Source organism: Allomuricauda sp. ARW1Y1 (genome assembly GCF_013407935.1).
In the GTDB taxonomy this organism is placed as follows: Bacteria; Bacteroidota; Bacteroidia; order Flavobacteriales; family Flavobacteriaceae; genus Flagellimonas.
In genome coordinates this window covers 668498-684071 of sequence record NZ_JACBZU010000002.1, presented here as the reverse complement: position 1 = coordinate 684071, position 15574 = coordinate 668498, and the positions used below count along the sequence as shown (strand labels likewise).

Annotated in this window: 15 protein-coding genes and 2 tRNA genes; 7 read left to right on the top strand and 10 right to left on the bottom strand. The window is 43.6% G+C overall.

Translation table 11 applies throughout. The annotated features are described in order from the left end of the window. Nucleotides 1-43: 43 nt before the first annotated feature. Together GGE08_RS07990 and GGE08_RS16170 are read right to left on the bottom strand one after the other, a co-directional pair. Nucleotides 44-1546 carry an OmpP1/FadL family transporter gene (locus GGE08_RS07990; protein ID WP_179384370.1) on the bottom strand — a complete coding sequence of 501 codons (1503 nt, stop codon included), beginning with the start codon at nt 1544-1546 and terminating at the stop codon, nt 44-46. A gap of 39 nt (nt 1547-1585) precedes the next feature. After that, nucleotides 1586-2911 carry a hypothetical protein gene (locus GGE08_RS16170; protein WP_179384369.1) on the bottom strand — a complete coding sequence of 442 codons (1326 nt, stop codon included), beginning with the start codon at nt 2909-2911 and terminating at the stop codon, nt 1586-1588. A gap of 94 nt (nt 2912-3005) precedes the next feature. Between GGE08_RS16170 and proS the strand changes: the two genes are divergently transcribed. The 4 genes from proS to rpsT all read left to right on the top strand — a co-directional run bounded on the left by proS (nt 3006) and on the right by rpsT (nt 5061). Then, nucleotides 3006-4481, top strand: coding sequence for a proline--tRNA ligase (gene proS, locus GGE08_RS07980; protein WP_179384368.1), 1476 nt, complete (start codon nt 3006-3008; stop codon nt 4479-4481). Nucleotides 4482-4562: 81 nt separating this feature from the next. Next, a tRNA-Glu gene (locus GGE08_RS07975) sits at nt 4563-4634 on the top strand. Nucleotides 4635-4702: 68 nt separating this feature from the next. Continuing rightward, nucleotides 4703-4774: transfer RNA gene (locus tag GGE08_RS07970), tRNA-Glu, on the top strand. Between the two features lie 35 nt (nt 4775-4809). After that, a complete protein-coding gene (gene rpsT / locus GGE08_RS07965; RefSeq protein ID WP_179384367.1) occupies nt 4810-5061 on the top strand; it encodes a 30S ribosomal protein S20 in 252 nt (83 codons plus the stop codon). 65 nt (nt 5062-5126) lie between these two features. On the opposite strand, the gene GGE08_RS07960 is transcribed toward rpsT, so the two are convergent. The 4 genes from GGE08_RS07960 to rho form a co-directional block, all read right to left on the bottom strand. Further along, a complete protein-coding gene (locus GGE08_RS07960) occupies nt 5127-5813 on the bottom strand; it encodes a hypothetical protein (RefSeq protein WP_179384366.1) in 687 nt (228 codons plus the stop codon). 104 nt (nt 5814-5917) lie between these two features. Next, nucleotides 5918-6607, bottom strand: a complete 690-nt coding sequence (locus GGE08_RS07955; protein ID WP_179384365.1) for a hypothetical protein — start codon at nt 6605-6607, stop codon at nt 5918-5920. Between the two features lie 10 nt (nt 6608-6617). Next, nucleotides 6618-7265, bottom strand: coding sequence for a hypothetical protein (locus tag GGE08_RS07950; RefSeq protein ID WP_179384364.1), 648 nt, complete (start codon nt 7263-7265; stop codon nt 6618-6620). A gap of 130 nt (nt 7266-7395) precedes the next feature. Then, the gene (gene rho / locus GGE08_RS07945; protein ID WP_179384363.1) at nt 7396-9009 is read right to left on the bottom strand and encodes a transcription termination factor Rho; all 1614 of its coding nucleotides are present in this window, start codon (nt 9007-9009) and stop codon (nt 7396-7398) included. 191 nt (nt 9010-9200) lie between these two features. On the opposite strand from rho, the gene GGE08_RS07940 reads away from it, so the two are divergent. Continuing rightward, nucleotides 9201-9611 carry a DUF4293 domain-containing protein gene (locus GGE08_RS07940; protein ID WP_179384362.1) on the top strand — a complete coding sequence of 137 codons (411 nt, stop codon included), beginning with the start codon at nt 9201-9203 and terminating at the stop codon, nt 9609-9611. Between the two features lie 67 nt (nt 9612-9678). Here the strand turns inward: GGE08_RS07940 and GGE08_RS07935 are convergent, their stop codons facing one another. Together GGE08_RS07935 and GGE08_RS07930 are read right to left on the bottom strand one after the other, a co-directional pair. Beyond that, nucleotides 9679-10626 carry an MBL fold metallo-hydrolase gene (locus tag GGE08_RS07935; RefSeq protein WP_179384361.1) on the bottom strand — a complete coding sequence of 316 codons (948 nt, stop codon included), beginning with the start codon at nt 10624-10626 and terminating at the stop codon, nt 9679-9681. A 2-nt stretch (nt 10627-10628) separates the two neighbouring features. Then, nucleotides 10629-11123, bottom strand: a complete 495-nt coding sequence (locus GGE08_RS07930) for a metallophosphoesterase family protein (RefSeq protein WP_179384360.1) — start codon at nt 11121-11123, stop codon at nt 10629-10631. A gap of 88 nt (nt 11124-11211) precedes the next feature. On the opposite strand from GGE08_RS07930, the gene truA reads away from it, so the two are divergent. Beyond that, on the top strand, nt 11212-11967 hold the full coding sequence (gene truA / locus GGE08_RS07925; protein ID WP_179384359.1) for a tRNA pseudouridine(38-40) synthase TruA: 756 nt from the start codon (nt 11212-11214) through the stop codon (nt 11965-11967). Next, a complete protein-coding gene (locus tag GGE08_RS07920) occupies nt 11951-13723 on the top strand; it encodes an ABC transporter ATP-binding protein (protein ID WP_179384358.1) in 1773 nt (590 codons plus the stop codon). Before truA ends, GGE08_RS07920 begins: the two co-directional genes overlap by 17 nt. 293 nt (nt 13724-14016) lie before the next feature. Here GGE08_RS07920 and GGE08_RS07915 read toward each other — a convergent pair whose 3' ends face one another. Both GGE08_RS07915 and cdaA read right to left on the bottom strand, forming a co-directional pair. After that, nucleotides 14017-14781, bottom strand: a complete 765-nt coding sequence (locus GGE08_RS07915) for a DUF3667 domain-containing protein (protein ID WP_179384357.1) — start codon at nt 14779-14781, stop codon at nt 14017-14019. After that, a complete protein-coding gene (cdaA, locus tag GGE08_RS07910) occupies nt 14778-15566 on the bottom strand; it encodes a diadenylate cyclase CdaA (protein WP_179384356.1) in 789 nt (262 codons plus the stop codon). The genes GGE08_RS07915 and cdaA overlap by 4 nt, the downstream gene beginning before the upstream one ends. Nucleotides 15567-15574: the final 8 nt, after the last annotated feature.

The following is a 15574-nucleotide window of genomic DNA, read 5'->3' as shown; positions in this document are numbered from 1 at the left end:
GGCCGGAATTTCTTCCGACCTTATCGCATTATATTTTCTTTTTCTAGAATTTAAAGGTATAGCCCAAGGCAATATTCGTGTTTACACGATTAATGAGGGCGGCACTGTCCACACCACCATCAAAAAAGAAGGAATTGGTATCCTGCTCAGTGCGGCTATAGGCCAAATCCAAACGGTTGGCACCAAAGGTATAACCAATACCTGCTGAAAATCCGTTAAGGTCGCCCACAAAATCAGTATCCTCATAAGGGCTTTGCTCATACCGGTAACCAGCTCTAAGGCTTACCTGCTCAATTCGGTATTCCCCACCCAAACGGAATGCATTCACCGCTCCCAAGGTGTTGCCTATGAATTCGTTTTCATCGGCAAAGCTTGGGTCGGAAGTAGGTCGCAGTTCAGCTTTGGACATATCTTGATAGGAATAGTCAAAGCTTATCAAGCCATCCTGACCAAATACCAAAGCCAAACTTCCCGTATATTTTTCAGGAGTCTTTATGCGATATTCTTCATACAAATTCACAATGTTGAAATTTATAAAGTCGATGTCCGGGACCGCTAAATTGGAATTGATGCGCTGCGAGGTGTCGTCTGCAAGCCTATACCAAGTAGGGGATTGATAACTGGCACCCACTCGTACGGTTTGATTCAATTTTGCAATCGCGCCCAGGCTAAAGGAGAATCCATTTCCCTCTGTACGTAGGAGGTTGTCAAACGCAATGGTCTGTATGGGGGAATCTGCATCGTAACCTTGTTCGTCCAAAAGGCTAACTCTTTCATAGAGTACATTGTGAAAATTTAATGAGGCTCCCAAGTACAAATTGTCTTCATATTGAGTGGCAAAATTGGCCGTGAATTTACTGTTGAATCCAGAGGTGCTCTGTTGATACCGCTGATTAACCGTTCCATATTGGGCATTGGAGAAGTAGTCTGTGTTTTGGTCGACATCATCTACGGGTTCAATGATACCCGCTTGGAAGCCCAAGAAAGCCTGCTGGGCGGAGTACCCTAAATTGGCTCCGATATCCAGATAAGCATCTTCCACAAATTCACCTTCCTGTGTGCGCAAGGGACCCAATGGTTCGCCTTGTGCAAAGTTGAGAAAGTAATTATCGACACCAACAGCGGTACTACCCGATGCAAAATAGGTGTTGTCAAAATTTCGTGCCAAATCATAATTAAAGGCCAATGCTATTTTTTTCCAAGGGCTATCGTTGGACGAATTAAATACAAGTACACCCCCAACCTGATTAAATTCCAAGGAATTATCCGTGGTGTTGGTTAGGGTACCACCGTATAGGGCATCATTGTTCCTATGATAGTTGGAACCTGTAATGCTGATTTCACTAAAGTTGAACACGGCTGAACCTGCTGGGTTCACGTTAAGGGCGGACAAATCGCCACCTAAGGCTCCAAACGCCCCGCCCATAGCCTGAAACCTTGCGGTTCCCTGTAGGTTCTCGGTGCTATAGCGTACCACGTCATCAATGGTTTGTGCGCTTGCAAAAGTGCATGCCAATACCATGATGAAAGTTGAGATTCTTTTCATTTCTTGTGATTTAGATTAATCGATAAATTTATGGAATGATTATGGTCTTCCGCCACCGCGTCCGCCTCTACTACCGCCAGAAGAACGTGAGGCTCCTCCAGAGGAACGTGAACCTCCTGATGATCTGCTAACGCCGGAACTTCTAGAGCTGCTTCCAGAGCTACGGTAGCTTCCGCTAGACCTACTGCTCCTAGAGTATCCACTGCTACGATAGCTTCGGGAGCTCGCACCGCTCGAAGAACGATTGTAGCTTCTGCTGGGCGAGTAGCCTCTCGAAGACCGTGTTCCGGAACTTCTGTTATAGCTTCGGGTCGCATTACTGCCATTATAGCTTCGGTTGCTTCTAGTGGAAGGCGATGTTCCGTACCTATTATTATATGATCTTGAACTTCTATTGTAGCCGGGCGATGTTCGTGTACTTCTACTGGTTCTGTAATTGCGGTTTCTGGCCAAGGCATCGGCACTTACCGTTCTCCGCACATTGGAGCGATTACTGTAGCCACGGGCACTGCGACTTGCCAGATTATTGCTTCGACCAACGGTTCTGTTGGAACGGCCGCTATTATATCTAAATCCATCAGCATATCTTCTGTTGGTGCGCGAAGCGATGGTAGTTCCAGGTAGATAGGAATACCCACGTCTGCCCGAGATGCGAGCGTAATTTCTGCCGTAATATCCTCTTCCAACGAACGGACGGTTCCAATATCCGCCCCAGCCCCAGCCGGCATTCCAGCCCCAACCAAGGCCTCCCCAGCCCCAGCCAGCGTTCCAGCCCCAGCCACCGTTCCATAACCAAGGGTCGTTCCAGCCCCAGCCGGCATTCCAGCCCCAACCAAGGCCTCCCCAGCCCCAGCGGTTCCATCTCCATGGGTTGTTCCAGCCCCAGCCCCAGCCAGCGTTCCAGCCCCAACCGCCGTTCCATAGCCAAGGGTCGTTCCAACCCCAGCCCCAGCTGTTGTCATAAACATTTATGGAAATATTGGAAGGATTGTCCCCCCAACCGGGATTACCATTATAGTTATTGTTGTAGGCAAAATAATCGGTTTGCTCACCATAGGGAATGGTATCATTTTGTGTTTGACTGGAGTAACTGTCAACATCGGTAAAAACCTCACTGTCCAAAATTTCACCGTATTCATTTGCTTTATCACCAAAATAATCCCCGTAGATATTATTTTCCTGCTGCTCCACCCTTTCGGCTTGTGCATTTCTCTTTTCTACGCTCACTACACGATTATTGGGAGTGTATATGCCATCATCATAATAGGAAGCCTGCTGATATGAACCACAGGAGGCCATAAAGAGGGCGGCAACCATCAATATGGCGGGGGTTCGTAATTTATTGTGAAGTAAAGACTGTAACATGGTGCAATTTTTATTGTTGAACATACTAAAAATAATTAGTTTTACCCAATCATTTCACTATTAAAGACACAAGTTTTGTGCCAAACTTCAATTAATGGGTAAAAATTTAACGAGCAGAGCGGAGGATTATTCCAAATGGTATAACGAACTGGTGGTAAAGTCAGATTTGGCCGAAAACTCGGGGGTCAGGGGTTGTATGGTTATCAAACCCTACGGATATGCCATTTGGGAAAAGATGCAGGGACAATTGGATAGGATGTTCAAGGAAACGGGCCACGAGAACGCCTATTTTCCACTGTTCATACCTAAATCCTATTTGAGCAAGGAGGCCAGCCATGTGGAAGGATTTGCCAAGGAGTGTGCCGTGGTTACCCATTACCGTTTAAAAAATGCGGAAGATGGCAGTGGTATTGTGGTGGACGAGGATGCCAAATTGGAAGAGGAGCTTATTGTTCGGCCAACATCCGAAACGATTATCTGGGATACCTATCGAAAATGGATTCAATCCTATCGCGATCTACCGTTGAAAATTAACCAATGGGCCAATGTGGTGCGTTGGGAAATGCGAACCCGTCTTTTCTTGAGGACGGCAGAGTTTTTATGGCAGGAAGGCCACACGGCCCATGCCACGCGCGAGGAAGCTTTGGAAGAAGCTGAATTGATGATGAACGTGTATGCCGAGTTTGTTGAAAACTACATGGGCGTGCCCGTGATCAAGGGAACCAAAACCGAAAGTGAACGTTTTGCCGGAGCAGAGAAAACCTATTGTATCGAAGCCCTTATGCAGGACGGTAAAGCATTGCAGGCGGGTACTTCCCACTTTTTGGGGCAAAACTTTGCCAAGGCATTCGATGTGAAATTTGCCAATAAGGAAGGTTCCCAAGATTATGTTTGGGCCACTTCTTGGGGTGTTTCCACCCGATTGATGGGCGCCTTGGTGATGACCCATAGCGACGATAATGGTTTGGTGCTTCCTCCCAAGTTGGCGCCGATACAGGTGGTGATTGTTCCCATTTATAAAGGACTGGATCAATTGGACGCGATTTCCGAAAAAGTGGAGCCTTTGGTAAAGGAACTTCGTAGCAGGGGAATTACGGTGAAGTACGATACCCGCGATACCCACAAACCGGGCTTTAAATTCAACGAGTACGAATTAAAAGGGGTTCCCGTCCGATTGGCAGTGGGTCAGCGCGACTTGGCCAACGGAACATTTGAGGTGGCACGAAGGGACACTTTGACCAAGGAAATCGTGAAAGCCGATGAGGTGGTGGACAAAGTTGTGGCCTTAATGGATGAAATCCAAGAGAACATCTTTAAAAAGGCATTGGACTACAGACAAGAACATATTACCGAAGTGGATTCCTATGAAGAATTCAAAAAGGTAATCGAGGAGAAAGGTGGATTTGTTTCCGCGCATTGGGACGGTACCGCCGAAACGGAAGATAAAATTAAGGAGGACACCAAAGCTACGATTCGTTGCATTCCCTTGGATGCGTCGGAGGAAGTGGGTAAGTGTATGGTAACAGGAAAGCCATCGGTTCGGAGGGTATTGTTTGCCAAAGCCTATTAAGCAGCTTGCAAAAAATAAAAAATACTGTTGCAAGACTTAAAAATAGTTGTATTTTTGCATCCGCAATTATGCAAGCATAATGGCCCGTTCGTCTAGGGGTTAGGACGCCAGGTTTTCATCCTGGTAACAGGGGTTCGATTCCCCTACGGGCTACAAAAGAAGGTTTAAGCGAAATTTGCTTATTTTGAGCCTTAACGTTCAAACCTTTATATTGACATAATGGCCCGTTCGTCTAGGGGTTAGGACGCCAGGTTTTCATCCTGGTAACAGGGGTTCGATTCCCCTACGGGCTACAAAGAAAGTTTTTAGAAAGAATTAATTGTAAGCAATGGCAAACCATAAGTCAGCATTAAAGAGAATCAGAAGAAACGAAGCAGTACGTTTGCGTAACAGGTATCAGCACAAAACCGTGCGTAATGCCATCAAAAAATTGCGTAACGAAGAAGACAAGAAAGCTGCTGAAGCTTTGTTGCCTACTGTTGTTGGCATGATCGATAAATTGGCCAAGAAAAATATCATTCACAGCAACAAGGCGGCCAACCTTAAGAGCAAATTAATGACCCAGGTTGCAGGAATGTAATCTTGAATCATTTTTTAAATAGGATCAAGCGTCTCCATAATGGGGGCGCTTTTTTTGTTATGATGTTATCTGAACGCCCTCCTTTTATGAGTGAGTACCCCGATTAGAAAGGAGCCGTACATAAACAGTATCAATACCCATAGTATGCTTCGTAAACGATATTGTACCCATATTTTTGGTGCCTCGTACCCAATCAGGATGAGATAGGGAAAGAAGACATGGAAAACCACCAGTCCCAAACTGGTCCAGAACATTAAGTTATACTTCATAGGTTGAGTATGGGTCTCGTTCCTTTTTTCTTTAAAATAGAGCCAAATCACAAATAAAAGTATCATGGACGCCACGAGATCTGCGTAGTAGAGGTTGGAATAAAATGGATCTTGAAAGAAAAGGCTTAGTCCGTAGGAACCAAGGCTCGTCACGGCACCTACAATGATCCATTTTTTGTATTTGTCAGTTTTTACCAAGCGCCAATAGAGGTAATAGAAAAACGCAAAGGAAATCACGGAATAAATATTATAGATGATTACGTTGTACCAATCGTAATTACTGTCGCTCACCACTTGAAACTCATCATGGAATTTGATGAAATACCCCAACAATTCTGTTAAAAACGTGTACATGAGGTACATGGGGTAATACTTCATGGGGGTGTCAAAATACGTGTGGTAACGGGACATGGCCACAAGCCACACAATCAGGTAGAAGGGAATGATGTACTGCTCGCTAAGAAATTTAAATAGTTCCTCCATGGGTATGGGCTACCTGATTGGCTGTCAGTAGCTTTCTGTGCTCGTAAAAATACATAAAAAGCCTCCACGAGGGAGGCTTTCTTCTGGAACTTGTATCATTATGCTTATCGAAAAGCCTTTCTTTTGCCTATCATTAGCCCAAATATGATAATTAGGTACATTAGGGCTATTGCGGTAAGTAACAAGGGTCTAAAGTATACCTGAACCCCAATGTTGAGGTCCAAAAGATAAATAGTGGAAATGATCGGGAAAAGTGAATAAAAAACGAGAATACCTGTGCTGACCCAAAACATTAAATTATATTTTAAGGGCTGAAGCAACTGCTCCAACTGCTTTTCCCTGAAGTAGGAAAGTACGATGTAGACCATCATTACCGAGCCGATGATATGTGCATAGGTCATTTGATTGTGCAATGGATTGTAGGCTATGGCATTTACAAGGTATGCCAATCCACAGATTCCCATCAAATATCCGATCTGTTTCTTTAGACTTCGGTTATGAAGTACCTTTTGATAAACCCCAAAAAAGAAGATAAAGAAAACGAGCTGGTACACATTGTAAATAATGACATTGTGCCAAGCATACCTTCCATCTGAGAAAAATTGGAAATTGTTGTTGTACTTGATGAGCACGCCTAAGAGCTCTGTAAAAAAAGTGTAAATGATAATCATCGGGAAGTATTTCAACGGGGTGTCGAAATACCTTCGGTACCGTACAATGGCCACTATCCATGTTACGAGGTATAGCGGTACATAGAAGTGCTCGGTCAGATAATCCAGGAGCTCTGTAGGCATGTTCCCTTATTTAAAAATCGGTGTATGGGGGCGGTCCAGAACCTCCATGGTTAAGGTTCAAGCTTCGGTCACCATTTTGAAATAGAGCGGGCACCATACTTGCCTTGGAAGTGTTGGCTTCTTGCATTCCGCCGTCTTCCGGGCTTCCCACCACATCTTTGATGGGTTTTGCCTTTCCATCCGCAGCAATGTAAAAGCCATATTCCTTACCATCCATCATAGTGGTAGGTACTATAAAAATGGAATTTTGTCTCGGATGTACGACCTTTTTTCCATCGGGAAAATCGGGCTTGTTGGGATAATTGGCAAAATACAAGCGTAGCGAAGCTACTTCAACTCCGGCAGCTTCAGCTTCCTGCTCCACATAGGCCATGTATTTTTTCATGTCGGCATAGGTGAAAGCGGTGAAACGGGCGGGAATAAACTTTTCGTCCGGATTTTGCTCCATTTCAAACTGTTCGATCATACTAACCCTGTTCCGGGTATAATTGTCGTAAAGGGATTTGGATTCTTCCAGGGATATGATGCCCTCTGGAGGCGATACTTTTTCAGGTGTCGGTTCGGTAGGCTCATCCTTTTTTGGACCTTGTTGACAGGACCCGATGAATAGCAATGATGCGCCAAAAATAGCAAGCAAGGCCTTTTTGTTGTGATTCATAGTAAAGTGTTTTAAGTTCAGTTTTGAGGAAACCGAAATAAAGATATGCCTTTTCTATAAATTGACTCAACAAAAAACCCTTCAAAGCAAATTGAAGGGTCTATGATTTTTAGTTGCTATGGAACGATTTTTACTCGTTCATGGTGAGCAAAAACTCCTCGTTGTTCTTGGTTTGCTTTATGCGCTGCTCCATAAACTCCATGGCTTCAATTGGGTTCATGTCGGCAAGATACTTGCGCAAGATCCACATACGTTGAATCGTATTTTCGTCCAACAGAAGGTCGTCCCTCCGCGTTGATGAAGAAATAAGGTCGATGGCAGGGAAAATCCTTCGGTTGGAAATTCTTCTATCCAATTGAAGTTCCATATTACCTGTACCCTTGAATTCTTCAAAAATAACTTCGTCCATTTTAGAACCGGTCTCTGTAAGCGCTGTAGCAATAATGGATAGTGAACCTCCATTTTCGATATTACGGGCAGCTCCAAAGAAACGTTTGGGTTTATGCAGTGCATTGGCATCTACACCACCACTCAAAACCTTACCAGAAGCTGGCTGCACGGTGTTGTAGGCTCTCGCCAAACGGGTGATGGAATCCAAAAGGATTACTACATCGTGACCGCATTCCACCAATCTTTTCGCTTTGTCCAAAACAATGTTGGCAACCCTAACGTGTTCGGTGGCCTCTTTGTCAAAAGTAGAAGCTACTACCTCGCCACGCACGTTACGTTGCATATCGGTTACCTCTTCTGGGCGTTCATCAATCAATAGGATGATTTGATATACCTCTGGATGGTTAGCGGCAATAGCGTTGGCAATATCCTTCAACAACATGGTCTTACCCGTTTTGGGCTGGGAAACGATCATTCCCCTTTGTCCTTTTCCAATAGGGGAGAACAAATCCATGATTCTGGTTGAAATCGTGCTCTGTTTTTCCGCCAACTTGAATTTTTCCTTAGGAAACAATGGCGTAAGGTGCTCAAATGCTACCCTGTCCCTTACTACTTGGGGATTTAGGCCATTGATTTTGTTCACCTTGATCAATGGAAAATATTTTTCCCCTTCCTTGGGAGGGCGGATGTTCCCCAAAATGGTGTCGCCGGATTTTAGTCCGAACAATCGTATTTGTGATTGGGAAACGTAGATATCGTCGGGAGAAGAAAGGTAATTGTAATCGGAAGACCTTAGGAATCCGTACCCATCCTGCATAATGTCCAGTACACCTTCACTTTCGATAATGCTGTCAAATTCGAACTCAGGCTCTTTGTACCTATTTTTCAGGTCCTTGTCAAAATTGCTGTTCTTTTTGTCGTGGTGGCCCTTATTTTGTTGGTTGTTATTGTTGCTTCTCCTGTTGCTTTGGTTCTTCTGGGAGTTGTTATTATTGTTGTTCTGGGGTTTGTTGTCCTTTTTTTGTTGTGGACTTTGCCCTTTGGAGTCATCCTTTTTGTTTCGAGGCTCTCTTTTCTGTGGAGCTTTTTCGGGGGCATCCCCTTTGTTGTCATTTGCCTCGGTCTTTTTCGGACGAGGGGTCCTGGCTCTTTTTTGTTTCGGCTCTGGCTTGTCGTCCGCAGTTGTTGTGGCTACGGTTTCTGCCACGGCTTTTGGGTTGGAGGCCTGTACATCCAATATTTGGTATACCAGGTCCAGTTTTTTCAAGGTTTTGAATTTGGGAACATTGAGTTCTTTTGCAATCTCTTGCAACTCAGGAAGCTTTTTAGCTTTTAGATCTGAAATCTCGAACATTAAGTAAAGAAATAAGTTAAACTTGTGTGATTCTTAATATGAAGTAAGGGTTATTTTGGATGCTACTGGAGAAAAGAATTTCTTGGTAGGTGCTTGCTAATAACTGCACAATAATACAAATTATTTTTCAAGAATAAGCCCTCATTTCTCAAAAAGACGCCTATTTTTGCCATTGGAAATCAAATTTTGCAATGATTCAACGAATCCAGACGTTATATTTGCTCATAGTAGGCCTCATTTCGGGCATACTGCCGTTCTTTTTGAATTTATGGGTGGAAGTTGGCGGAAAAGAGGTGTTTGCCCAAGACGAAGTGCTGGTGAGCCTTGTTTTTTACATAGTGACCGTTTTGGCCGTTGTGTCGATTGTGATGTACAAGAAAAGACAAAATCAATTTGTGGTAAACAGATTGAATATGATATTGAACCTTTTTTTACTAGGATTTTTCGTTTATCGATCGCTAAGCTTATCCGGAGAAACTGTGGTTTCTGAGAAGGGTATTGGGATGCTGATTCCTGTATTTTCTATCGTTTTTCTGGTCCTGGCCAACAGGGCTATCAAAAAGGATGAAGATCTTGTAAAATCTGTGGATCGCTTACGTTGAACCTAACATCTTAGTAGTATTAGTGCGAAAAAACCCTGGCCTTGGCCAGGGTTTTTATGTTGTTGGGTTACAGTTTAAATCTTGAGCCAAAAGTGGCCATGTTGAAACCAGAGTCAATTACTTTTTTATAAGCTGGACTAGTGGTGTCCAAAAGTGCGTTGGTATGGTTAAAATGTATAAAGTATACCTTGGATTTCTCCACTTGGGGCAAATCCTTTAGCAATTGCATACTTTCCACGACAAAGGGATGCGGGATTTCTGCAATGTTTCTCGAATTGATTTCTGGGCCATCAAAAAAGGTAGCATCCAGAAATGCTAGATCTACAGCTTTGATTTCATTCAATATGTCCTTTTCCCATTTGGACCACTTGTCAATATCGGGAATAAACAAGACAGATTTGTTGGGACCGATGATTTTAAAACCCACCGTTTCCGAATATTCATCCCTATGCGGAACCGTAAATGGAATCACACTTAAATCTTGGGTAAGTTGGATTGTTTTTTCATTCTGAATGGACTGAATGGAAATATTGTTCAATTTTACAAGCTGACTCCATGGTCCATTGGTTTCCAGGAACCGTTTCATTTTGGGCATCGCATACACGGGAACTCTCTTGCTACCAAGGGACTCTCGGCCCAAGTACATTAAGCCGGTATAGTGGCCAATGTGGGCATGGGTAATAAAAATGCCATCAGGAACCTCTTGGTTGAGGTTGCTCCTCTCTTTCAACAATTTTAATTGGGAGGGTAAATCTGGGGTAGCTTCAAAAAGATAGCTTTTTTGGTTTAGATGGTCTACCACACCCAAGGATACTACTTTACGTGTAGGGTCAGGATTTTTAAACAGCCCTTCGCAGCACGATTTTTGACACCCAATATGAGGGCTTCCTCCATCCTGAACCGTGCCCAAAATATAAAGCGATGGATGTTTGGAATGACCATAGGTGTCCTTTTGGGCATTTACACTATTGCAACTGACCCAAATACCAAAAAAAAGAATTATCAGGTATTTCATTTTCATCTTTTTCCAAGTTCAACCACCTCCAAGTCACTGATTTTTTCCCCATCGATTACAAACCGCAACATGGTTCGCACTTGATGGAAACCATGCTTTCCGCAAGCTCCGGGGTTCATGTGCAAAAGCCCCAATTTTTTGTCATGCATCACCTTTAGGATATGGGAATGACCGCAAATAAAAAGTCTTGGCGGATTGCTCCTAATTTCGTCCCGCACACGAACTTTGTACCGATTGGGGTATCCGCCAATGTGCGTGATCCATACATCGACCCCTTCGCACATGAATCGATTATTTTCCGGAAACTCTTTTTGAATCACGTGGTCGTCAATATTGCCATAAACTCCCCGAACAGGTTTTAACGCTTTCAATCTATCGGTGACAGAAAGGTTCCCAATATCGCCCGCATGCCAAACTTCGTCGGCCTGAGCGGCATATTTCAGAATGGTCTCATCCATATGTCCATGCGTATCGGAAAGCAATAAAATCTTTGTCATTTCGCTAAAAATATGCTAAAAACCCGAGGTCGGATTCGGTTTGGAAAGGATTCAATTATCTTTACGGGCTTAAAAGTAAGGGATCCCATTGAGATATTTTATCCAATTTTCTTATTTCGGAAAGGCGTACCACGGCTGGCAAAATCAACCCAATGCCATTACAGTGCAAGAGGTACTGGAAAAGGCCCTTTCCACTTTGCTCCGTGAAACTATCGAGGTAGTGGGGGCCGGAAGGACTGATGCCGGGGTCCATGCCAAGCAGATGTTCGCACATTTTGATGTAGAACGTATTTCGGATGTGGAAGAGCTGGCGTACCGTTTGAATGCCTTTTTGCCCGATGATATTGCGGTGCAGCACCTACGGCAGGTTCCAGAGGATGCCCATGCCCGTTTTGATGCTGTGGAACGGACTTACGAATATTGGGTGGTGAAGGAAAAGAACCCTTTTTTGTGGGACTACGCCCACTGGGTAAAGTATCCTTTGGATATGGATGCTATGAACAAAGCAGCCAAAATCCTATTGGACCATACCGATTTTGAATGTTTTTCCAAATCCAATACGGATGTGAAAACCTTTAACTGTGATGTTAGGGAAGCCTACTGGAAAGTCGATTCTGAAAAATGGGTGTTCACGATCACGGCAGATAGATTTCTACGGAATATGGTTCGTGCAGTTGTGGGCACACTGTTGGATGTTGGCACGGGGAAAATGTCGCCCGAAGACATCCACAACGTAATTGCAAGTAAAGATAGGGGAGAGGCAGGCGTCTCCGTCCCCGCAAAAGGATTATATTTGACCAAGGTTAGCTACCCAAAAGAAATTTTTGATGAGCAAAAAGGATGATGCAGGCAAGGCGTTTGATTTTCGCCTTTTTAAACGGGTTTTTTCACGGACCAGGCCCTATCGGGGCATTTTTTGGTTGGTGGCCATCGTGGCTATCCTCTCCGCGGCATTTGCTATTGGGATACCCTTGTTGGTAAAAACCATTATCAACCAATCGTTGGAAAGTAAGGATGGTGGCCAATTGCTCACCAATGTACTTTACATGTTGGCCTTTCTTTTGGGGCAGGTAGTCACGCAGTTGTTATTTAACTATTATGCCAACCTTTTGGGCGAATCGGTCATACGCGATATTCGAATCAACCTATTTGAGAAGATGACCAGCTTCAAAATGACCTATTTCGATAATTCTTCTATCGGCGTATTGGTCACGAGAGCGGTCGCCGATATGCAGCGTATCGGTGAAATCTTTAGCCAAGGATTCTTTATGATTGTTGCCGATGTCCTTAAGATGTTATCTGCCGCCATCATCATGGTAGTGATCAACTGGAAATTGGCGTTGATCGTGTTCGCTATTCTCCCCGTTATTTTGATAGCAACGCGTCTTTTTCAACAAGCGATGAAAGTTGCATTCATCGAGGTGAGGGCCCAAGTGTCCAACTTAAATTCCTTTGTGCAGGAGCGTATCGCAGGGATGAAGATCGTGCAGCTCTTTAACCGCGAGGAAATTGAAAAGGAAAAGTTTCGTGTTATCAACGAAAAGCATCAAAACGCCTGGTTGAAGACCGTTTGGTACAACTCTATATTTTTTCCTGTAGCGGAAATATCCAACTCCATTGGGATTGGCTTGGTGGTCTATTTTGGTGTCATCCAAAACATCCAGAATGTGGGAATGGACAACAAAGGAGCTATTGTCGCCTTCTTTTTCTTGATGGATCTCTTGTTCCGTCCATTGCGCCAGATTGCGGATAAGTTCAATACGCTGCAAATGGGAATGGTAGCGGCCAACCGTGTGTTCAAGATTTTGGATACCGATAGCCATATTGACGACAATGGAACCGTGGAGAAGAAAGATGTGAAAGGTGATATCGAGTTTAGGGATGTCCATTTTGGCTATGTGCCCGATGAGGAAGTACTGCACGGGATTTCCTTTAAGGTAAAGGCAGGGGAAACTGTTGCCATAGTTGGTGCTACGGGTGCGGGGAAATCCACGATCATCAATCTGCTCAACCGATTCTATGAAATCAATTCCGGGAAGATCTTGGTGGATGATGTAAGCTTGGAGGACTATACCTTAAAATCCTTGCGTTCCCATATTGCGATAGTGTTGCAGGACGTTTTCCTATTTGCCGATACCATTGCCAATAATATTTCGCTCCGTGACGAGAAGGTGACAACCGAACAAATAGAGGCCGCGGCCAAACAGATTGGTGTGCACGAGTTTATTTCGAGTCTTCCAGGGGGCTACCAATACAACGTGAAGGAACGGGGCACCATGCTCTCCAGTGGCCAACGCCAATTGATTGCCTTTTTACGTGCCTACGTGAGCAACCCTAGTATCTTGATTTTGGATGAGGCTACATCATCAGTAGATACCTATTCCGAGCAATTGATCCAGCAAGCTACCGATAAAATAACCGAAGGTAGGACCTCTATTATTATAGCGCACCGTTTGGCGACCATTAAAAAGGCGGATAAAATCATAGTGATGGACGCAGGAAAAATCATAGAAACTGGAACCCACAAGGAATTGTTGGACAAGGGCGGTTACTACAACGACCTTTACAATGCACAGTTCTTGGCGGAGGAAGTGGCTTAATTTTTTTCCCACTCTCAAAATTTGAGAGTCTGTTCTTTTATAATTGTGAAATATTAATCGTAAAATTTAAAATTATGAAAGAATTAAGTTTGAACGAGTTGAAACAAGTTAACGGAGGAATGGGCCCGGGAGAGCATATCGTAGCTCAGCATTACGTTCGCAAATCGGTCATAGCGGCTATTGTCCTTGCTCAACCTATGTTTAAGGCTATATCAAATTGGTGGTGAGCCTAATTTTTTAAAGTTTAAATCAAACATTAAAAGGGAAGAATTTATCTTCCCTTTTTCAGTGCTTTACTTTGGTGCAAAATCCTCGAGCTTAATGGCCCCAGTCAAAAACCCAATCAATGCGAAAATTATTCCAATGCCAATCATTAAAACTAACAGCAATACTAGATAAGCGAACCAACGAATAATAGTATTGAAGATTCCAGTTTTGTGTATTTTTTTTAACACGTAGAATTGATAGGTTACCATGAACAATAGGATAAACCCATTAACAGGTTCGTAGCTCACATCGAATAAGCCGAACAAAGGGATACATATCAAAAACTGAACAAAGGTCACCTGTCCATATATGTAGGCATTGGCTACCAAATGTTCAGTATAGTTCAATACTCTCTTGTCCAAAAACAGGATCCAAGTAAGTAAGGCATAAAAGGGCATGATTAGATAGGAGAGTATGCCTTGGTAGTCAAAAACATAATCCATGTTTGGTGCATTCCCATTTGAAAAACTTGTTTCCGTAAGTTTAACTTCATATATGTTTTGAAGAACGTAAAACATAATTCCAGAAAGTGTAACACCAATGGCATAGAAACTGATGGGGTTCATATATCGTTTTCTTGTACCGTTCACATAACTATTTATTACTTCATCAGGTTGGGTAAACAAGTGCCTGATGGTCTTAAGTAAGGTGTTATCGAGGTTAAAAACTTGAAAACTGATATCTTCCCAAACATTTTTTAGGGTCAATCTGCTGCGGACCACCTTCGCTCCACAAGTAGGGCAATAACCAAAATCCGTTCTTAAGTTATTGTCACAATTTTTGCAGGTCATTGCTCCAAATCCTTTTTAATGCGTTTGATCAATTCCTCCCGTCCCTTAAAGGGTACAAAATCTCCATTTTTAATGTAGGATATCGACCCTGTTTCCTCGCTCACCACTAGGCAGAGGGCATCCGTTTTTTCGGTGATGCCCACGGCCGCCCGGTGTCGCAGTCCAAAACGGAGGGGAATATTACGGTCGTTGGACACGGGCAATATCACCCGGGTCGCGGTTATCGAGTTATCCTGAATCACAATGGCACCGTCGTGCAAGGGACTATTTTTAAAGAAAATGCTTTCGAGAATGGGCTGGGTAACTTTAATATCCATCGCATCCCCGGTGGATTTTACAAAGTCCATGGAATTGTTGCGCTCGATTACAATAAGTGCACCTGTTTTGGATGTGGCCATACGTTCACAGGCCCCGATAATGGACTCCACATCGGTGTTGGTGGAAATGGCCTCCTGCTTCAGGAATTTAAAGTGCTTGAAAATATTCCGTTTCGAGGCAAAGTTGGTGGAGCCGATCATCAATAAAAACTTGCGTATTTCTTGCTGAAAAACGATGATGAGGGCAATCAAACCAATATTCATAAACCCGCCTACCATGCTACTGATCATTTTCATTTGGAGCAGTTCGGTAAGTTTCCAAAGCGCCCAAACAATCACAATCCCTATAAAAATATTGATGGCAACCGTGCCCTTGACCAGTTTGTAGATGTAATAGAGGAGTGCGGCCACGAGGACAATATCGATGATATCCGTAATCTTGAACTCGAGAAAATTTAGAAAATCCAATGGCAGCG